Here is a 15,014-nt window from a genome sequence, read left to right as displayed (position 1 = left end):
CCCGCCGGTCCCGGAGCGGGCCCGGCACAGCGGCCGCGGGGTGGCTCGACCCCGCGGCCGCCGTCGTGTCCGCGGGGCGTCGGCGGCTACGACCAGGTGGCGACGAAGTAGCCCACGCCGTACGGGGCCTCCTCGCGCAGCAGGCGGCCGGTCAGGCCCGCCCCCTCGGCGGCGCCCGCCAGGACCTGCCAGGAGGACCGTCCGGACGCCTGCAGGGCGGCACCCAGCGCCGCGTCGAGCACGGTCAGCGCGGGGAGGTCGGCGGTCCCCAGGGCGCGGCCCGCCGCGGCGTCGAAGCCCTCGGCCCGCTCGTCGAAGTAGCCGGGCGCCTTCACCGTCCGGCAGGAGCTGCCGTCGCCCATCACCAGCAGCGCCACCCGGGGCGCGGCGGCGGCGATGTCCCGGCCGGCCGCCAGGCACCGCTCAGGGGACAGCGACTCCCCCACTCCCAGCCCCTCGACGGGCGCGTCGTCCCAGTCCGTACGGGACAGCAGCCAGGCGCCGACGGCCAGCGACGGCGGGAGCTCCCCCTCGGGCGCGCGCTCGGCGGCTCCCAGGGAGACCTGGAGGTCCACGCCGAAGCCCTGGAAGGAGCCGACAGCGCCCTGCGGGTGCGGGCCACGGCCGGTCTCCTCCGCGGGGCCGAGGACCACCAGCCGGTCCGGGCGGGCCGCCGCCAGCACACCGATCGCGTCCAGGCAGGAGGCGCGCAGCGCGTCCAGCTCGGGTGCGGCGCCGGCGGCCACCTCCGGGACGAGCAGGGGCGGGCAGGGGCAGATGGCGGCGGCTACGAGCATGCCACGCAGCGTAACGCCCCCAGGCCGTTCGCCTTCGCCGGGTCAGTCGCAGCCGCAGCCGGCCGCGGGTGCGGGGCCGGGCACCGGGGCTCCGATGGTGGGCAGGCCCAGCAGCACGCCCTTGGGCTTCTCGGCGGGGGCCCCCTTTGTCGTACCGACGTGTCGCTTCTCCCAGGCGTCACCGGCCCGGGTGCGGCGGACGGCCTTGGCCGGGCCCTCCGCCAGGAGGTGGTGCGGCGCGGCGTAGGTGACCTCGACGGTCACCACGTCGCCGGGCCGGACCGGCTCCTCGGGACGGGTGAAGTGCACCAGGCGGTTGTCGGGCGCCCGGCCCGACAGCCGGCGCGTGGCGTCGTCCTTGCGGCCCTCGCCCTCGGCGACCAGGACCTCCAGCGTGCGTCCGACCTGCTTCTTGTTCTCCTCCCAGGAGATCTCCTCCTGGAGGGCGACCAGGCGCTCGTAGCGCTCCTGGACGACGGCCTTGGGGATCTGGCCCTCCATGTCGGCCGCGGGGGTTCCGGGGCGCTTGGAGTACTGGAAGGTGAAGGCCTGCGCGAAGCGGGACTCGCGGACCGTGTGCAGGGTCTGCTCGAAGTCCTCCTCGGTCTCGCCCGGGAAGCCGACGATGATGTCCGTCGAGATCGCGGCGTCCGGCATCGCGGCGCGCACCTTGTCGATGATGCCGAGGAAGCGCTCCTGGCGGTACGAGCGGCGCATGGCTTTCAGGACGCGGTCGGAGCCGGACTGCAGCGGCATGTGCAGCTGGTGCATCACGTTGGGCGTCTCGGCCATGGCGGCGATCACGTCGTCGGTGAAGTCGCGCGGGTGCGGCGAGGTGAAGCGGACCCGCTCCAGGCCCTCGATGGAGCCGCAGGCGCGCAGCAGCTTGCTGAAGGCCTCGCGGTCGCCGATGTCGGAGCCGTAGGCGTTGACGTTCTGGCCGAGCAGGGTGATCTCGCTGACGCCCTCGGCGACCAGGGCCTCGACCTCGGCGAGGATGTCGCCGGGCCGGCGGTCCTTCTCCTTGCCGCGCAGCGCCGGGACGATACAGAAGGTGCAGGTGTTGTTGCAGCCGACCGAGATGGAGACCCAGGCCGCGTACGCGCTCTCGCGGCGGGTGGGCAGGGTCGAGGGGAACGCCTCCAGCGACTCGGCGATCTCGACCTGCGCCTCCTCCTGGACGCGGGCGCGCTCCAGCAGGACCGGCAGCTTGCCGATGTTGTGGGTCCCGAAGACCACGTCGACCCAGGGGGCCTTCTTGACGATGGTGTCGCGGTCCTTCTGGGCGAGGCAGCCGCCCACGGCGATCTGCATGCCGGGGCGCGCGGCCTTCTTCGGGGCGAGCTGCCCGAGGTTGCCGTAGAGGCGGTTGTCGGCGTTCTCCCGCACCGCGCAGGTGTTGAAGACGACGACGTCGGCGCCCTCGCCGCCCTTGGGCGCCGGTACGTACCCGGCCTCCTCCAGCAGCCCGGAGAGCCGCTCGGAGTCGTGGACGTTCATCTGGCACCCGTAGGTGCGGATTTCGTAGCTCTTGGGTTCCTGAACGTCCACTGCCTGGCTCCGGTCACTGCTGGTCATACGACAAGGGTAGGCGGTGCCGGGAGTACCCCGGTCCCGGGCGGCCCGGAGGTCCGGCACGGCCGGCGGTGACCCTTTGGAAACCGGCCCGCCCCTCCCCATAACGCCGCGCGGCTGGCAGGATCCCGCCCATGTTCACAGCACTCTCCCGTACCGGCCGCCGGGCCCTGGTGGCGGCGATCGCGGCGCTGGTCGCCCTCGGACCGGCGCTGTGGTGGCTGGTGTCGATGGGCGGCGAGCCCACTCCGGGCGGGCGGGTGACGCTGGCGACGGGCGTGCCGACCGGGGTGTACGCGCGCTATGGGGAGCTGCTGAAGCAGGATCTGGCCCACGACATGCCGGAGGTGGATGTCCGGCTGGCCCGCAGCGAGGGGTCGATCGACAATCTGCGGCAGCTGGTCGCCGGGCGCGCGCAGTTCACCATCGCGACGGCGGACGCGGTCGCCACCTACCGCGGCCGGGGCGAGCCCGGCGCGGACCGGCTGCGGGCCTGTGCGCGGCTGTACGACGACTACATACAGCTGGTGGTGCCGAAGAAGTCCGCGGTGCGCTCGACGAAGGACCTGCGGCGGCTGCGGGTGGGCGTGGGCGCCGACGGCTCCGGCGTACAGCTGATCACCCGGCGGCTGCTGACCGCGGCCGGGCTGGACTTCGACAAGGACATCACGCCGGTGCGGGTGGGCATCGACCGGATGCCGAAGCTGCTGGAGCAGGGCAAGCTGGACGCCTTCTTCTGGTCGGGCGGGCTGCCGACGACGGCGGTGCAGCTGCTCGCGCAGCGGTTCCCCATCCGGCTGGTCCAGCTCGGTGATCTGACCGAGGGGCTGCACCGGCAGGGGGAGCGCACCCGCTACTACCGCGCGGCGGTGATGCCCGCCGACGCCTATCCGCGCGTCCAGGACGGGCAGGCGGTGAAGACGATCGCGGTGGCGAACCTGCTGGTCACCACGGACCGCGCGGACGCCACCCTGACCAAGGGGATCACCCGGACCGTCATCGACAGCCGGGACTGGATCGGGCGCGAGGTGCACGCCGCGCAGAAGGTGGACCTGCGGACGGCGGTGTTCACCGATCCGCTGCGGCTGCACGAGGGCGCCCGGCGCTATTACGTGTCCGTCAAACCCTGACACCCGCCCCGGGCGCCGCCTCGTGCGGCCCGCGCAGCCGTCAGGCGCTCGGGGCCCCTGCGGTGCGCCGCGCGGGCCTGCTGCGGCGGGGACGGCGCCGGCGACCGCCACCGCTGCCGCTGCCGCCACCCGCACCACTCGCCCCGGTGCGGGCACCCGGGCCCTGCGCCGGGGCCGGCGCGGCCAGCTGGACCGGGACGCCGCTCGGGGTCCGCGCGCCGGTGATCCGCGCCAGCTCGGCGTCTCCGGGCCGGACCTTCGCGGTGGCCGGGGTGATCTTCGCCTGGCGCATCAGCCGGGTCATCTCACGGCGCTCCCCCGGCGTGACCAGGGTGACGACGGTGCCGGACTCGCCGGCCCGCGCGGTCCGGCCGCCGCGGTGCAGGTAGTCCTTGGCCTCGGTCGGCGGATCGACGTTCACCACGAGGTCGAGGCCGTCGATGTGGATGCCGCGGGCGGCGACATTGGTGGCGATCAGCGCGGCGGCCTGGCCGGTGCGGAACTGCTCCAGGGTGCGGGTGCGCTGCGGCTGGGTCTTGCCGCCGTGCAGCGCCGCGGCGCGCACGCCCTGGGCGAGCAGGTGCTTGGTGAGCCGGTCGGCACCCCGCTTGGTGTGCACGAACATGATCACGCGTCCGTCGCGGGCGGCGATCTCGGCGACGGTGGCGCGCTTGTCGACGTCCTCCACGTACAGCACGTGGTGGTCCATGGTGGTGACGGTCGCGGCCGACGGGTCCACGGAGTGGGTGACCGGGTCGGTCAGGAAGCGGCGTACGAGCTTGTCGACGTTGCGGTCCAAGGTGGCGGAGAACAGCATCCGCTGCCCGTCCGGGTCGACCTTCTCCATCAGCCGGGTGACCTGCGGCAGAAAGCCCATGTCGGTCATCTGGTCGGCCTCGTCGAGGACCGTGACGGCGACCTTGTCGAGCCGGCAGGCGCGCCGGTCGAGCAGGTCGGCGAGCCGGCCGGGGGTGGCGACGAGCACCTCGGCGCCCTTGCGCAGCGTGTCGGCCTGGCGGTTGATCGAGGTGCCGCCGACGACGGTGGCCGTGCGCAGCCCCAGCGCCGCGGCGTACGGGGCGAGCGCCTCGGTGACCTGGCCGGCGAGTTCGCGGGTGGGCACCAGCACCAGCGCCAGCGGGCACTTGCTCTCGGCGCGCTTGCCCGCCGTACGGCTGAGCAGCGCCAGCCCGAAGGCGAGGGTCTTGCCGGAGCCGGTCCGCCCGCGCCCGAGCACATCGCGGCCGGCGAGGGTCTCAGGGAGGGTGGCGGCCTGGATGGGGAACGGCCGGGTGACGCCCTGGGCGCGCAGCGCGGTGAGGAGGGCCGGTGCCAGCGGGAACTCGTCGAAGGAGCCGGCCGGCGTGGGGGCGGACGCCGGGGCGGGCGTCTGGGGGGTGGCGCTCGGTCGCGATGCGGTCGCTCGTGTCACGGAAAACCCTTCAGGGGAGGCGATGGTGGGGTCGTGCCGGCCTCACACTCTCCCGTGGGGCGGCACTCGGTGACCGAGGGGACGGGGATGCGCTGCCGTCATACGGGACGGGGCCCGCACCGGGCTGGCCGGTGCGGGCCCCGTCCGCGGGACGCGGGGGCGTCAGGCGGGGATGATGTTCTCCGCCTGCGGGCCCTTGGGGCCCTGGGTCACGTCGAACGAGACCTTCTGGCCCTCGAGGAGCTCACGGAAGCCCTGGGACTGGATGTTCGAGTAGTGGGCGAAGACGTCGGGGCCGCCGCCGTCCTGCTCGATGAAGCCGAAGCCCTTTTCCGAGTTGAACCACTTGACGGTGCCGGAAGCCATGTTTTTCTCCATTCATGGGGCAAGCAGGAGACCGCACCTCGCAGCCTCCTCGTCGCCGAGATGATCGCCCCACACCGGAAACCTCCGGAAAACAAGGAGCGCCCGGGGCTACAAGCCTCCGGGCGCACACAAAGTTCATGGGTACCACAACTGCAACGCTGTTCACGGTAGCACAGGTACGCGGAGCCCCCCGGCGGCCCGGTCAGGGGGCGCTGCGCGGCACGGTGACGGTGACCTTCAGCCCGTGCGGCGGGTGCGGGGCGTAGGCGATGGACGCGCCGCCCGCGGCGAGCAGGGCACGGGTGATCGACAGCCCGAGCCCGGAGCCGGAGACGTTCTGATGACGGCTGCTGCGCCAGAAGCGGTCGCCGACCCGTGCCAGCTCGTCGTCGGTCAGGCCCGGCCCGCGGTCGGCCACGGTGATGCGCACAAACTCCCCGTCCGGCGCCACGCCGACGGTGACCGGCTGGTCGGCCGGCGTGAACTTCAGGGCGTTGTCGACGATCGCGTCCAGGGCGCTGGAGAGGGCGACCGGATCGACCCAGCCGGTGACCGCGCAGTGCCCCTCGTAGGTGAGGCGGACGCCCTTGTCGTCGGCCAACGGGCGCCAGGAGTCGACGCGTTCGGCGGCCAGCGCCGCGACGTCGGTGAGCTGGAGGTCGGCGGCGGTGTGCTCGGCGAGCGCGAGGTCGAGCAGGTCGTCCAGGACCCGGGCCAGCCGCTTGCCCTCGGTGCGGACCGAGGCGATCTCCTCGTTGCCGTCGGGGAGTTCGAGGGCCAGCAGCTCGATCCGCAGCAGCAGCGCGGCCAGCGGGTTGCGTAGTTGGTGGGAGGCGTCGGCGACGAAGGCGCGCTGCTGCTCCAGCACGTCCTCGACGTTGTCGGCCATCTCGTTGAACGAGCGGGCCAGCCGGCGCAGTTCGGGCGGGCCCGCGGTGCCGGCGACCCGGGACTTCAGCCGGCCGGTGGCGATGTCGTGGCTGGCCGCGTCCAGGACCCGCACGGGGCGCAGTACCCAGCCGGTGAGCCGGATGGCCGCGGCGACCGCGACCAGCATCGCGGCGCATTCGCCGGCCGCGATCAGCAGCCAGCCGTGCAGGATGCGCGAACGCATCTGATCGGTGGGCGAGTCGGTGACGACGACGGCGACGACATCGCCGTCGCGGATGACCGGTGAGGCGACCGGGATGCGGCCGTCCTCGTCCCAGGGCCAGATCTGGTGCGGGTCGTGGCTGCGGCGGCCGGCCAGCGCCTCGCTGAAGGCCTGGGCGCCCTCGCCGTCGCGGGGCACCGGCAGGCCGTGCGGTGCGGCGGCCATCGGGGTGCGGTCGCGGTAGAAGACGCCGGCGCGTATCCCGTAGAGGCCGTGGTAGCGGGCGAGTTCGGTACTGAGGGTGGTGCGCCGCTCGTCCTCCTCGGGGGTCTTGTTCCCGGCGTCCGCGTCGGGGCGGGCGGTGACGAACTGGGCGAGGGAGGCGAAGCGGGCGGCGTCGTCGATCCGGTCGACGACCACCCGCTGCTGCTCCACACCGGCGGTGATGACGGCGAGCGGGATGCCGAGCGCGAGCAGCACACCGGCCATCAGGACGATGAGGAGCGGAAGCAGTCGAGTGCGCACGGGCCGGCGGCGGCCTTCAGGAGGCCGGGGAGGCGGGTCGGCCGGAGGCGGGGACGACGAGGCGGTAGCCGACGCCGCGTACCGTCTCGATCAGGGCGGGCATGCGCAGTTTGGCGCGGAGCGAGGCGATATGCACCTCCAGCGTCCGGCCCGTGCCCTCCCAGCTCGTCCGCCACACCTCGCTGATGATCTGCTCCCGGCGGAAGACCACCCCGGGGCGCTGGGCGAGCAGCGCCAGCAGGTCGAACTCCTTGCGGGTGAGCGGGACCGCGGTGCCGTCCACGGAGACCTGGCGGGTGGGGAGTTCGACGGTGACCGCGCCCAGGTGCAGCGCGTGGCCGGCGGCGCTCTCGTCGGCCGGCGGCTCGGCGCCGCGCTCCGACGGGGAGACCGTGCGCCGGCTGACCGCGTGGATGCGGGCCAGCAGCTCGCCGGTGTCGTACGGCTTGACGACATAGTCGTCGGCGCCCAGGTTCAGGCCGTGGATGCGCGAGCGCACATCCGCCCGCGCGGTGACCATGATCACCGGGGTGGCACAGATCTTGCGGATCCGGCCGCACACCTCGAAGCCGTCCTGGTCGGGCAGCCCGAGGTCGAGCAGCACCACCGCGAAGGGCTCGGCGTCGTCGGGCAGCAGGGCCTTGAGCGCCTCCTCGCCGCTGCGCGCATGGACGACGGCCAGGCCGTGCCGGGCCAGCACCGCGGACAGGGCCGCGGCCACATGATCGTCGTCCTCGACGAGCAGCAGTCTCATCAGGCCTCCTCCCGGGTGCGTGCGTAACAGGCCAAAGGGCATCTACGGCGATAGGTGGCATGCCCGTCAAGAGGGGGCCACCTCCGGGCCGCCATCCGTTATCCAGCCGGTACGACCACGGCCGCCTCCCCCCGCTGCCGACCGTCACACTTCTTCACGCAGAGTACTTCCGCTGCGACCGGATCGTTATCCTCAAGTTCCCCTCAGATGTAATGACGCTGGTCGTAGGGCGTCCTAGGGTCCTCCCCAACCGAGGAGGACGGAGCTGTACGCCGATGAGCGAAGTATCGGTGACCAAGAACGCCGAGGGTCCCGCGCAAGCGGGAGACCAGCTGGTCGTGCTGGACAACGTGAACAAGCACTTCGGCGCGCTGCACGTGCTCCAGGACATCGACCTGACGATCAACCGGGGTGAGGTGGTCGTCGTGATCGGGCCTTCGGGGTCCGGCAAGTCGACGCTCTGCCGCACGATCAACCGCCTGGAGACCATCGACTCCGGCAGCATCACCATCGACGGGAAGCCCCTGCCGCAGGAGGGCCGCGAGCTGGCCCGCCTCCGCGCCGACGTGGGCATGGTCTTCCAGTCCTTCAACCTCTTCGCACACAAGACGGTGCTGGAGAACGTGATGCTGGGCCAGACCAAGGTCCGCAAGACGGACAAGGCGGCCGCCGAGCAGAAGGCCCGCGCCCTGCTGGACCGGGTCGGCGTCGGCACCCAGGCGGACAAGTACCCCGCACAGCTCTCCGGCGGTCAGCAGCAGCGCGTGGCGATCGCCCGCGCGCTGGCGATGGACCCCAAGGTGATGCTGTTCGACGAGCCGACGTCCGCGCTGGACCCGGAGATGATCAACGAGGTGCTGGACACGATGCAGCAGCTCGCCCGGGACGGCATGACGATGGTCGTGGTCACCCATGAGATGGGGTTCGCGCGCTCCGCGGCGAACCGGGTCGTCTTTATGGCGGATGGCCGCATCATCGAAGAGGCCGAGCCGAACCAGTTCTTCAACAACCCGCGCAGCGACCGCGCCAAGGACTTCCTGTCGAAGATCCTTCATCACTGAGCCCGCAGTTGGGCCACATCATTGCCAACACTTGTTGAACCAAAGGATGTTCACCATGAGGATTCGTAAGACGGCTGCGGCAGGTGCGGTGGTGCTCGCGCTGGCGGCTACGGCGACCGCGTGCGGCGGCGAGAAGGGTTCGGCGGGCGACAAGCCGGCCGGCGGCGAGGTCTACAGCGGCACGTACAAGGTCGCTTCGGACGTCAAGGTCGACTCGGCGGTGCTGAAGAAGGCCCAGAAGGCCAAGAAGATCGTCGTCGGCGTCAAGGCCGACCAGCCGTTCCTGGGCTTCAAGGACCCGGCCACCAACAAGTACTCCGGTTTCGACATCGAGATCGCCAAGATGGTCGCGGCCGACCTGGGCTTCTCCGAGAAGCAGATCGAGTTCAAGACGATCGACTCCAACGTCCGTGAGACCACCATCTCCAAGGGCGACGTCGACTTCTACGTCGGTACGTACACGATCAACGACGAGCGCAAGAAGCAGGTCGGCTTCGCGGGCCCGTACTACACCGCCGGCGCGGACCTCCTGGTGCGCAAGGACGACAAGGCCATCACCGGACCGGAGACCCTCAAGGGCAAGAAGGTCTGCTCGATCGTCGGCTCCACTCCGCTGGAGGAGATCAAGAAGGAGAAGTACGGCGCCAAGACCAGCGAGCTGTCCAAGTACTCGGACTGCGTGAAGTACCTGCTGGACGGCCAGGTCGACGCGGTCACCACCGACGACGCGATCCTCAAGGGCTACGCCGCCCAGCGTCCGCAGAAGCTGCGGGTGGTGGAGAAGCCCTTCACCAAGGAGCCCTACGGCGTCGGCATGAACAAGGACGACAAGGCCCTGCGCGACGCGATCACCACCGCGCTGGAGAGCCACATCAAGAACAAGGACTACGAGAAGGCGTACAAGGGCACGCTCGGCAAGTCCGGCTCGAAGTACACCGCCCCGGAGACGCCGCTGCCGCGGTACTGAGGCGCTCGCGCACTCACCGGACCGCGCCGCCCCGTACGCCCGCCGCGGCGGGTGTACGGGGCGCGGTGTCTTCCCCGCCCGTGACTCTCTTCCCGCCGTCGACCCGATGACCGCTACCGCGGAGACCCCATGAACGTACTCCTCGATTATCTGCCCGAGTTCCGGGACGGATTCCTCGGAACCCTGGCGATCACCGCGTCCAGCGGACTGCTCGCGCTGGTACTCGGCGTGCTCATAGCCGGCTTCCGGGTCTCCCCGATCCCGCCGCTGCGCGCCTTCGGGACGGCCTGGGTCACGGTGCTGCGCAACACGCCGCTGACGCTGCTCTTCCTGGTCGCCTTCTTCGTCGTACCGCAGATCCTCTTCCAGGGCGCGAGCCCGTACGTGCTCGCCACGCTGGCGCTCGGCTTCTACACCTCCTCCTTCGTGTGCGAGGCGGTGCGGTCCGGCATCAGCACCGTGCCGATGGGGCAGGCGGAGGCCGCGCGCAGCCTCGGTATGACCTTCACCCAGACGCTGCGCATGATCGTGCTCCCGCAGGCCACGCGCACCGTGCTCCCGCCGCTGAGCAGCATCTTCATCGCACTGACGAAGAACTCCGCGATCGCCGGCGCCTTCAGCTACGGCGAGCTGTTCAACGTCTCCAAGCTGCTCAACGACAAGGGCTACGCGATCGCCTGGATCTTCCTGTGGACCGCGCTCGCCTACCTCATCATCACCTTCGCCATCAGCGGCCTCTTCCGGCTGCTGGAGCGCCGCATGGAGGTGGCTCGATGAGCGGACGCGACGGGCGGAACAGCACGACGGGGATGCCGCGCGCGGGCGGGGCGGAACGAAGCGAGGTAGTGGCATGAGTGGGGCCAGCGTTCTCTACGACGTACCGGGGCCGAAGGCACGGGCACGCAACCGTGTCTACACCGTCGTCGGGTCGCTCGCGGTACTGGCGCTGATCGCGTTCGTCGTCATGCGGTTGAGCGCCAAGGGCCAGCTGGAGCCCGAGGTGTGGAACATCTTCAACTACGCCGGTGTGCGCACCGGCATCCGCGACGGCGTGCTGACCACGCTTCAGGTCTTCGCGGTCGCGGCGGTGCTGTCGCTGGTAGTGGGCGTGCTGCTCGCGGTGGCCAGGCTGTCGGACCACAAGCCCGTCCGCTGGTTCGCGACCGGGTTCATCGAGCTCTTCCGCGCCGTACCGCTGCTGATCACGATCTACGCGCTGTGGGTCGTCCTGCTCAGCAACCGCGAGAGCCTCGGCCTGACCGGCAGCCAGCCGCAGTTCTGGGCACTGGTCATCGGGCTGACGGTCTACAACGGCTCGGTGCAGGCCGAGGTGCTGCGGGCCGGCATCAACTCCGTACCGAAGGGCCAGCGCGAGGCCGCCTACGCCCTGGGCATGAGCAAGACCCAGGTCATGACGACGGTGCTGATCCCGCAGGCCGTCCGGGCGATGCTGCCGACCATCATCAGCCAGCTCGTGGTGACCCTGAAGGACACCTCCCTCGGCTACATCATCACGTTCGAGGAACTGCTCTTCACCGCCCGCCAGATGAGCACCAACATCATCGTCAACGGCAACGACGCCTACGTCCCGGTCATCATCGTCACCGGCACCATCTACGTGGCGATGTGTCTGTCGCTGTCCGCCCTCGCCAACTGGATCGAGCGGCGCGGCCGGCGGGCCAAGACCGGCATCGGCGTGGCCGCGGCCGCCGAGCCGGTGGCCGCCACCGACGCGATGGAGGTCGCCGACGCGGTGCCCGACGGCCCGGCGGCCAAGAAGGACTGACGGGACGACGGGCCACCGCGTGGCTCATAGGGGACCGTCCGGAGGCGGTGGCAAAGGCGCCACCGCCTCCGTCACTTGACGCGAGCGGCCGCAGTGGGTTGCATACGCTGTGTGATCACGCACCGGGCTCCAACTGCCAGTTCCCGCATGTCCCGTACGTACCTGCGGCCCCGGGGAGCTGCGCCGTGGACCCGGTGATCGTCGTCGGGGCCGGCCCGGTGGGGCTCTCCCTCGCCCTCGCTCTCGCCCGGCTCGGCGTCCCCTCCGTCGTCCTGGACGAAACCGCAGGCCAGGAGGACACCCGCCCCGCCCGCACGGCCGTGCTCCGTCCGGACACCGCGGCCTTCGTCGGCCGGCTCGGCTGCGCCGACACCCTGGAGAGCGCCGGCACCCGCTGGACGGCCTGGCGCATCATGCGCCGCCGGCGCCTGGTGGAACGGGTCGCGTTCGCCGCACGCACCCCGGACGACGCGGCCGGACCCGCGCCCGTCTCCCCCGTGCACCTCCCCCAGCACGCGCTCACCCGTGCCCTGCGCGCCGCGCTGGCCCACGAGAAGCTCGCCGAGATCGTCACCGACAGCCGGCTCGTCGACGTCGAGCAGGACGAGCACGGCGTCGGCGCACACACCCGTGGCACCAACGGGACATGGTGGCGCGGGAGTTACCTCGTCGGCTGCGACGGCCCCCGGTCGACGGTCCGCAAGCTGCTGGACATCCGCTTCCCAGGCCGTACGGCCGTCGAACGGCATGCGGTGGCCGCGCTGCGCTGTGAACTTCCCTGGCCCGGCGAAGCGCTGCTGCACCGCTCGCCGCCCCGGCACGGCGGCGGGCCGGGCCCGGAGGTCTCGGCCCGCCCGCTGGCCGACGGCATGTGGCGGCTGGACTGGCTGCTGCCGCCCGGGCGCGAACTGGTCACCCCGGACGCCCTGGTCGCCCGGATCCGCGACTCCCTGGCCGGCTGGACCAGCGAGTCCCCGGCGGAGCCCGGCACCGCGGCCGGCCCGGGGGAGGACGGGACGCGGGGGCACGGCCATGGCCGGCTCGTCCCGCCGTACGAGCTCCTCGACACCGGCGTGCACACCGTCCACCATCGGCTGGCCCGCTGCTGGCGGCAGGGCCGGGCCTTCCTCGCCGGGGATGCCGCACATCTGATGGGCGCGCTCGGCACCCAGGGCCTGGACGAGGGCCTGCGGGACGCCGAGAACCTCGCCTGGAAGCTCGGCCTGGCCTGGCACCACGGCGCCTCGGAGCTGCTGCTCGACAGCTATCAGGCCGAGCGCCGGGGCGCGGTCGCGGCCCGGCTGCGCGCCGCCGACCAGGCACTGCCGCTGCTGCGGGACGGCCGGTCGGCCCGCTGGCGCACCGTCCTGCCGGGCGCGGCGCGCGGCCGCAGCACCCTGCTGACCGACGGCCATCTGGGCCGCGGCCCGCTGGGCGCGCCACCGGTCTACGCCCGCACCCCGCTGGCGCCGCCCGTCGAGCACACCGACGGCCCGCCGGCCGAGACGCCCCCCGGGGCGCCGGTCGCGGATGTCGCGGTGACCGCCTCCGACGGCTCGGTGGTCAGGCTGCGCGACCGCCTCGGCGGTGGCCTGCTGGTGGTGCTGGTGGCACCCGGCACCACCGTCTGGGACCGCCGGCACTGGCAGTCGGCGGGTCTGATGCCCCGCCTGACCAGCGCGGTCGCCGACCTGCCGATGCCCGCCGAGATCCTGGTCACCGAGTCCTACCCGGGCTCGGCCGCCCACACCGTCCTGCTCGTACGCCCGGACGGTCATCTGGTCACCGCGCTGGCCGGCGTCCGCCCGGCGGAGCTGACCGCGTGCGCGGAGGCGGTACGGGGCGGGGCTCTCGGACACGGACCGGGCGCGGGCCGCCGGGCCAGGCCGGCCGAGGGCCCGGAGGCGTCGGGAACTTCTCAGGTGTCGCAGGGGTCACGGGAGTCCGGGGGAGGGCCTTCCGCGTCCCAGGAAGAACCCTCCGCTGTTGACCCTGTGGGATCCTCCATGCTTCACTCCGAGAGTGACTGATCACAGCTCGCGATTCTGGCGGAGGGTCCATCTGGACCTGGTCCGCTATGCGGGCTGCATGTGTCGTCCGTCCTGCTGATCCGCAGCTCCTCTTCCACGCGGCCGCCCGCCCCTGTCCGGCAGCCGCGCCTCTTCGCGATCATCACCCAGGACGGTTTCCGTGCCCGACGTACGTGCCTCCGCGCACCCGCATGCCGACGCCGGCGGCCCCAGCGCATCCGAACTCCTCGACTTCGTCCGCCGCACCGCCGAGGACGCGGCGCTCATCGCCTCCCTCCCGCTCGACCCCGAAGGCCGCACCTGGATCCGGCTGAACGGGCCGGGCGGAGCCGAGGCCTGGCTGATCGGCTGGCCGCCGGGCACCGGCACCGGCTGGCACGACCACGGCGGCTCACGCGGCGCCTTCGCGGCGGCCACCGGCGAGCTGACGGAGCAGTCGCTCGCCGCCCAACTGCCCACCGAGGGCTGGAAGACCCTGGAACTCGCCGATGGCGTGGACCGGGAGCGCAGGCTCGGCGACGGCCGGGGCCGGGCGTTCGGTCCGCACCATGTCCACCAGGTGCTCAACCTCTCCCACGACACCCACGCGGTGTCGGTGCACGCCTACTACCCGCCGCTTCCGCTGATGCGCCGCTACAGCCGCACCGGCCAGGTACTGCGCCTCGAAGAGGTCGAGCGCCCGGAGGAGTGGGCATGAGCGAGCGCAGCGAGCGGTTCAGCCGCAAGGAGCGGTTCGGGGACGCGCCGCGGGCGGGTGCGGGCTCGGTCGAGTACGGAAGGGTGCCGGTATGAGCGCCGTCGACGACCTGCTGGCCCACGCCCGGCGCGAGCTGGGCCGACGGGCGGAGCCCGAGGAAGCCGCCGCCGTCCAGGAGGCCGGCGGTCTTCTGGTGGACATCCGGTACGCCGAGCTGCGGGAGCGTGACGGCACCATCCCCGGCGCCCTGATCGTGGAACGCAACGAACTCGAATGGCGCCTGGACCCCACCGGCGCGCACCGGGCCCCGGAGGCCACCCACCACGACCTGCCGGTCATCGTCATCTGCAACGAGGGCTACGCGTCCACACTCGCCGCCCTCTCCCTCCGCCAACTGGGCCTCCACCGGGCGACCGACCTGGCGGGCGGCTTCCAGGCCTGGCGAGGAGCGGGGCTGCCGGTACGGGGGTGAACTTGGCGGCTGGGCCGAGGCGGACTTGTCCGGTGGGGCTGGCTTCGCACGGCTGGGTTGGCCGGGTTGGCCTCGCGGGGCCGGCCCGGCGGGCTGCCGGTACGGGGCTCGGCGCGCCGCCGCCGTCCGCGGCCTGGGCGGGGTCGACCTCGCGGGGCTGGCCTGGGAGGGCGACCTCGCGGGGCTGGCCTGGCCGGGCGTGCCTGGCGGGGCCGGCCCGTTGGCCAGCTTGGTTGGGCCCCGCTCCCCTCCCCGTCACCTGGTGGCACGGCCGTCGGGCCGCCTGGTGCCTGGCACCGACCACCCGCCCAGCTGCCCGGCCACCCATC

At 72.4% G+C, this 15,014-nt stretch carries 15 protein-coding genes; 9 read left to right on the top strand and 6 right to left on the bottom strand.

Features of this window, described 5'->3' with window-relative positions; genetic code table 11:
- Positions 1-86: 86 nt before the first annotated feature.
- Complete coding sequence (locus WAB15_RS29930; protein WP_407288107.1) at positions 87-797, bottom strand: class III extradiol dioxygenase subunit B-like domain-containing protein; 711 nt, start codon at positions 795-797, stop codon at positions 87-89.
- 42 nt (positions 798-839) lie between these two features.
- On the bottom strand, positions 840-2,375 hold the full coding sequence (gene miaB, locus WAB15_RS29925; protein WP_407288106.1) for a tRNA (N6-isopentenyl adenosine(37)-C2)-methylthiotransferase MiaB: 1,536 nt from the start codon (positions 2,373-2,375) through the stop codon (positions 840-842).
- Positions 2,376-2,506: 131 nt separating this feature from the next.
- Between miaB and WAB15_RS29920 the strand changes: the two genes are divergently transcribed.
- Entirely contained in the window at positions 2,507-3,502 is a 996-nt protein-coding gene (locus WAB15_RS29920; protein ID WP_407288105.1) for a TAXI family TRAP transporter solute-binding subunit, read from the top strand.
- 40 nt (positions 3,503-3,542) lie between these two features.
- Here WAB15_RS29920 and WAB15_RS29915 read toward each other — a convergent pair whose 3' ends face one another.
- From WAB15_RS29915 to WAB15_RS29900, 4 genes are all read right to left on the bottom strand, one after another.
- Positions 3,543-4,934 (bottom strand): DEAD/DEAH box helicase, encoded by a 1,392-nt coding sequence (locus WAB15_RS29915; protein ID WP_407288104.1) that lies wholly within the window; start codon positions 4,932-4,934, stop codon positions 3,543-3,545.
- Positions 4,935-5,096: 162 nt separating this feature from the next.
- Positions 5,097-5,300 (bottom strand): cold-shock protein, encoded by a 204-nt coding sequence (locus WAB15_RS29910; RefSeq protein WP_399150059.1) that lies wholly within the window; start codon positions 5,298-5,300, stop codon positions 5,097-5,099.
- Between the two features lie 202 nt (positions 5,301-5,502).
- Positions 5,503-6,918, bottom strand: coding sequence for a sensor histidine kinase (locus WAB15_RS29905; protein ID WP_399150058.1), 1,416 nt, complete (start codon positions 6,916-6,918; stop codon positions 5,503-5,505).
- Positions 6,919-6,934: 16 nt separating this feature from the next.
- Entirely contained in the window at positions 6,935-7,672 is a 738-nt protein-coding gene (locus WAB15_RS29900) for a response regulator transcription factor (protein ID WP_399150057.1), read from the bottom strand.
- Between the two features lie 275 nt (positions 7,673-7,947).
- On the opposite strand from WAB15_RS29900, the gene WAB15_RS29895 reads away from it, so the two are divergent.
- The 8 genes from WAB15_RS29895 (at position 7,948) to WAB15_RS29860 (ending at position 14,685) form a co-directional block, all read left to right on the top strand.
- Entirely contained in the window at positions 7,948-8,733 is a 786-nt protein-coding gene (locus WAB15_RS29895) for an amino acid ABC transporter ATP-binding protein (protein WP_384434408.1), read from the top strand.
- A gap of 55 nt (positions 8,734-8,788) precedes the next feature.
- Positions 8,789-9,700 (top strand): glutamate ABC transporter substrate-binding protein, encoded by a 912-nt coding sequence (locus WAB15_RS29890; protein WP_407288103.1) that lies wholly within the window; start codon positions 8,789-8,791, stop codon positions 9,698-9,700.
- 129 nt (positions 9,701-9,829) lie between these two features.
- The gene (locus tag WAB15_RS29885) at positions 9,830-10,477 is read left to right on the top strand and encodes an amino acid ABC transporter permease (RefSeq protein ID WP_399150055.1); all 648 of its coding nucleotides are present in this window, start codon (positions 9,830-9,832) and stop codon (positions 10,475-10,477) included.
- A gap of 73 nt (positions 10,478-10,550) precedes the next feature.
- Positions 10,551-11,486 carry an amino acid ABC transporter permease gene (locus tag WAB15_RS29880; RefSeq protein ID WP_399150054.1) on the top strand — a complete coding sequence of 312 codons (936 nt, stop codon included), beginning with the start codon at positions 10,551-10,553 and terminating at the stop codon, positions 11,484-11,486.
- Between the two features lie 185 nt (positions 11,487-11,671).
- Complete coding sequence (locus tag WAB15_RS29875) at positions 11,672-13,516, top strand: FAD-dependent oxidoreductase (protein WP_407288102.1); 1,845 nt, start codon at positions 11,672-11,674, stop codon at positions 13,514-13,516.
- Positions 13,509-13,595 carry a putative leader peptide gene (locus WAB15_RS29870; RefSeq protein ID WP_311044721.1) on the top strand — a complete coding sequence of 29 codons (87 nt, stop codon included), beginning with the start codon at positions 13,509-13,511 and terminating at the stop codon, positions 13,593-13,595. The genes WAB15_RS29875 and WAB15_RS29870 overlap by 8 nt, the downstream gene beginning before the upstream one ends.
- A gap of 81 nt (positions 13,596-13,676) precedes the next feature.
- A complete protein-coding gene (locus tag WAB15_RS29865; RefSeq protein ID WP_407288101.1) occupies positions 13,677-14,213 on the top strand; it encodes a cysteine dioxygenase in 537 nt (178 codons plus the stop codon).
- A gap of 91 nt (positions 14,214-14,304) precedes the next feature.
- A complete protein-coding gene (locus WAB15_RS29860; RefSeq protein ID WP_407288100.1) occupies positions 14,305-14,685 on the top strand; it encodes a rhodanese-like domain-containing protein in 381 nt (126 codons plus the stop codon).
- Positions 14,686-15,014 lie beyond the last annotated feature (329 nt).

Origin of the sequence: Streptomyces sirii (genome assembly GCF_045690365.1) — a bacterium.
In the GTDB taxonomy this organism is placed as follows: domain Bacteria; phylum Actinomycetota; class Actinomycetes; order Streptomycetales; family Streptomycetaceae; genus Streptomyces; species Streptomyces sirii.
The sequence above is the reverse complement of the archived record's forward strand: the minus strand, read 5'-3'. Positions and strand labels throughout refer to the sequence as shown.

Bases quoted from the DNA above. Each gene is read 5' to 3' on its own strand.
- WAB15_RS29930 (WP_407288107.1), bottom strand. From the start codon at position 797: ATGCTCGTAGCCGCCGCCATCTGCCCCTGCCCGCCCCTGCTCGTCCCG.
- miaB (WP_407288106.1), bottom strand. From the start codon at position 2,375: ATGACCAGCAGTGACCGGAGCCAGGCAGTGGACGTTCAGGAACCCAAG.
- WAB15_RS29920 (WP_407288105.1), top strand. From the start codon at position 2,507: ATGTTCACAGCACTCTCCCGTACCGGCCGCCGGGCCCTGGTGGCGGCG.
- WAB15_RS29910 (WP_399150059.1), bottom strand. From the start codon at position 5,300: ATGGCTTCCGGCACCGTCAAGTGGTTCAACTCGGAAAAGGGCTTCGGC.
- WAB15_RS29900 (WP_399150057.1), bottom strand. From the start codon at position 7,672: ATGAGACTGCTGCTCGTCGAGGACGACGATCATGTGGCCGCGGCCCTG.
- WAB15_RS29895 (WP_384434408.1), top strand. From the start codon at position 7,948: ATGAGCGAAGTATCGGTGACCAAGAACGCCGAGGGTCCCGCGCAAGCG.
- WAB15_RS29890 (WP_407288103.1), top strand. From the start codon at position 8,789: ATGAGGATTCGTAAGACGGCTGCGGCAGGTGCGGTGGTGCTCGCGCTG.
- WAB15_RS29885 (WP_399150055.1), top strand. From the start codon at position 9,830: ATGAACGTACTCCTCGATTATCTGCCCGAGTTCCGGGACGGATTCCTC.
- WAB15_RS29880 (WP_399150054.1), top strand. From the start codon at position 10,551: ATGAGTGGGGCCAGCGTTCTCTACGACGTACCGGGGCCGAAGGCACGG.
- WAB15_RS29860 (WP_407288100.1), top strand. From the start codon at position 14,305: ATGAGCGCCGTCGACGACCTGCTGGCCCACGCCCGGCGCGAGCTGGGC.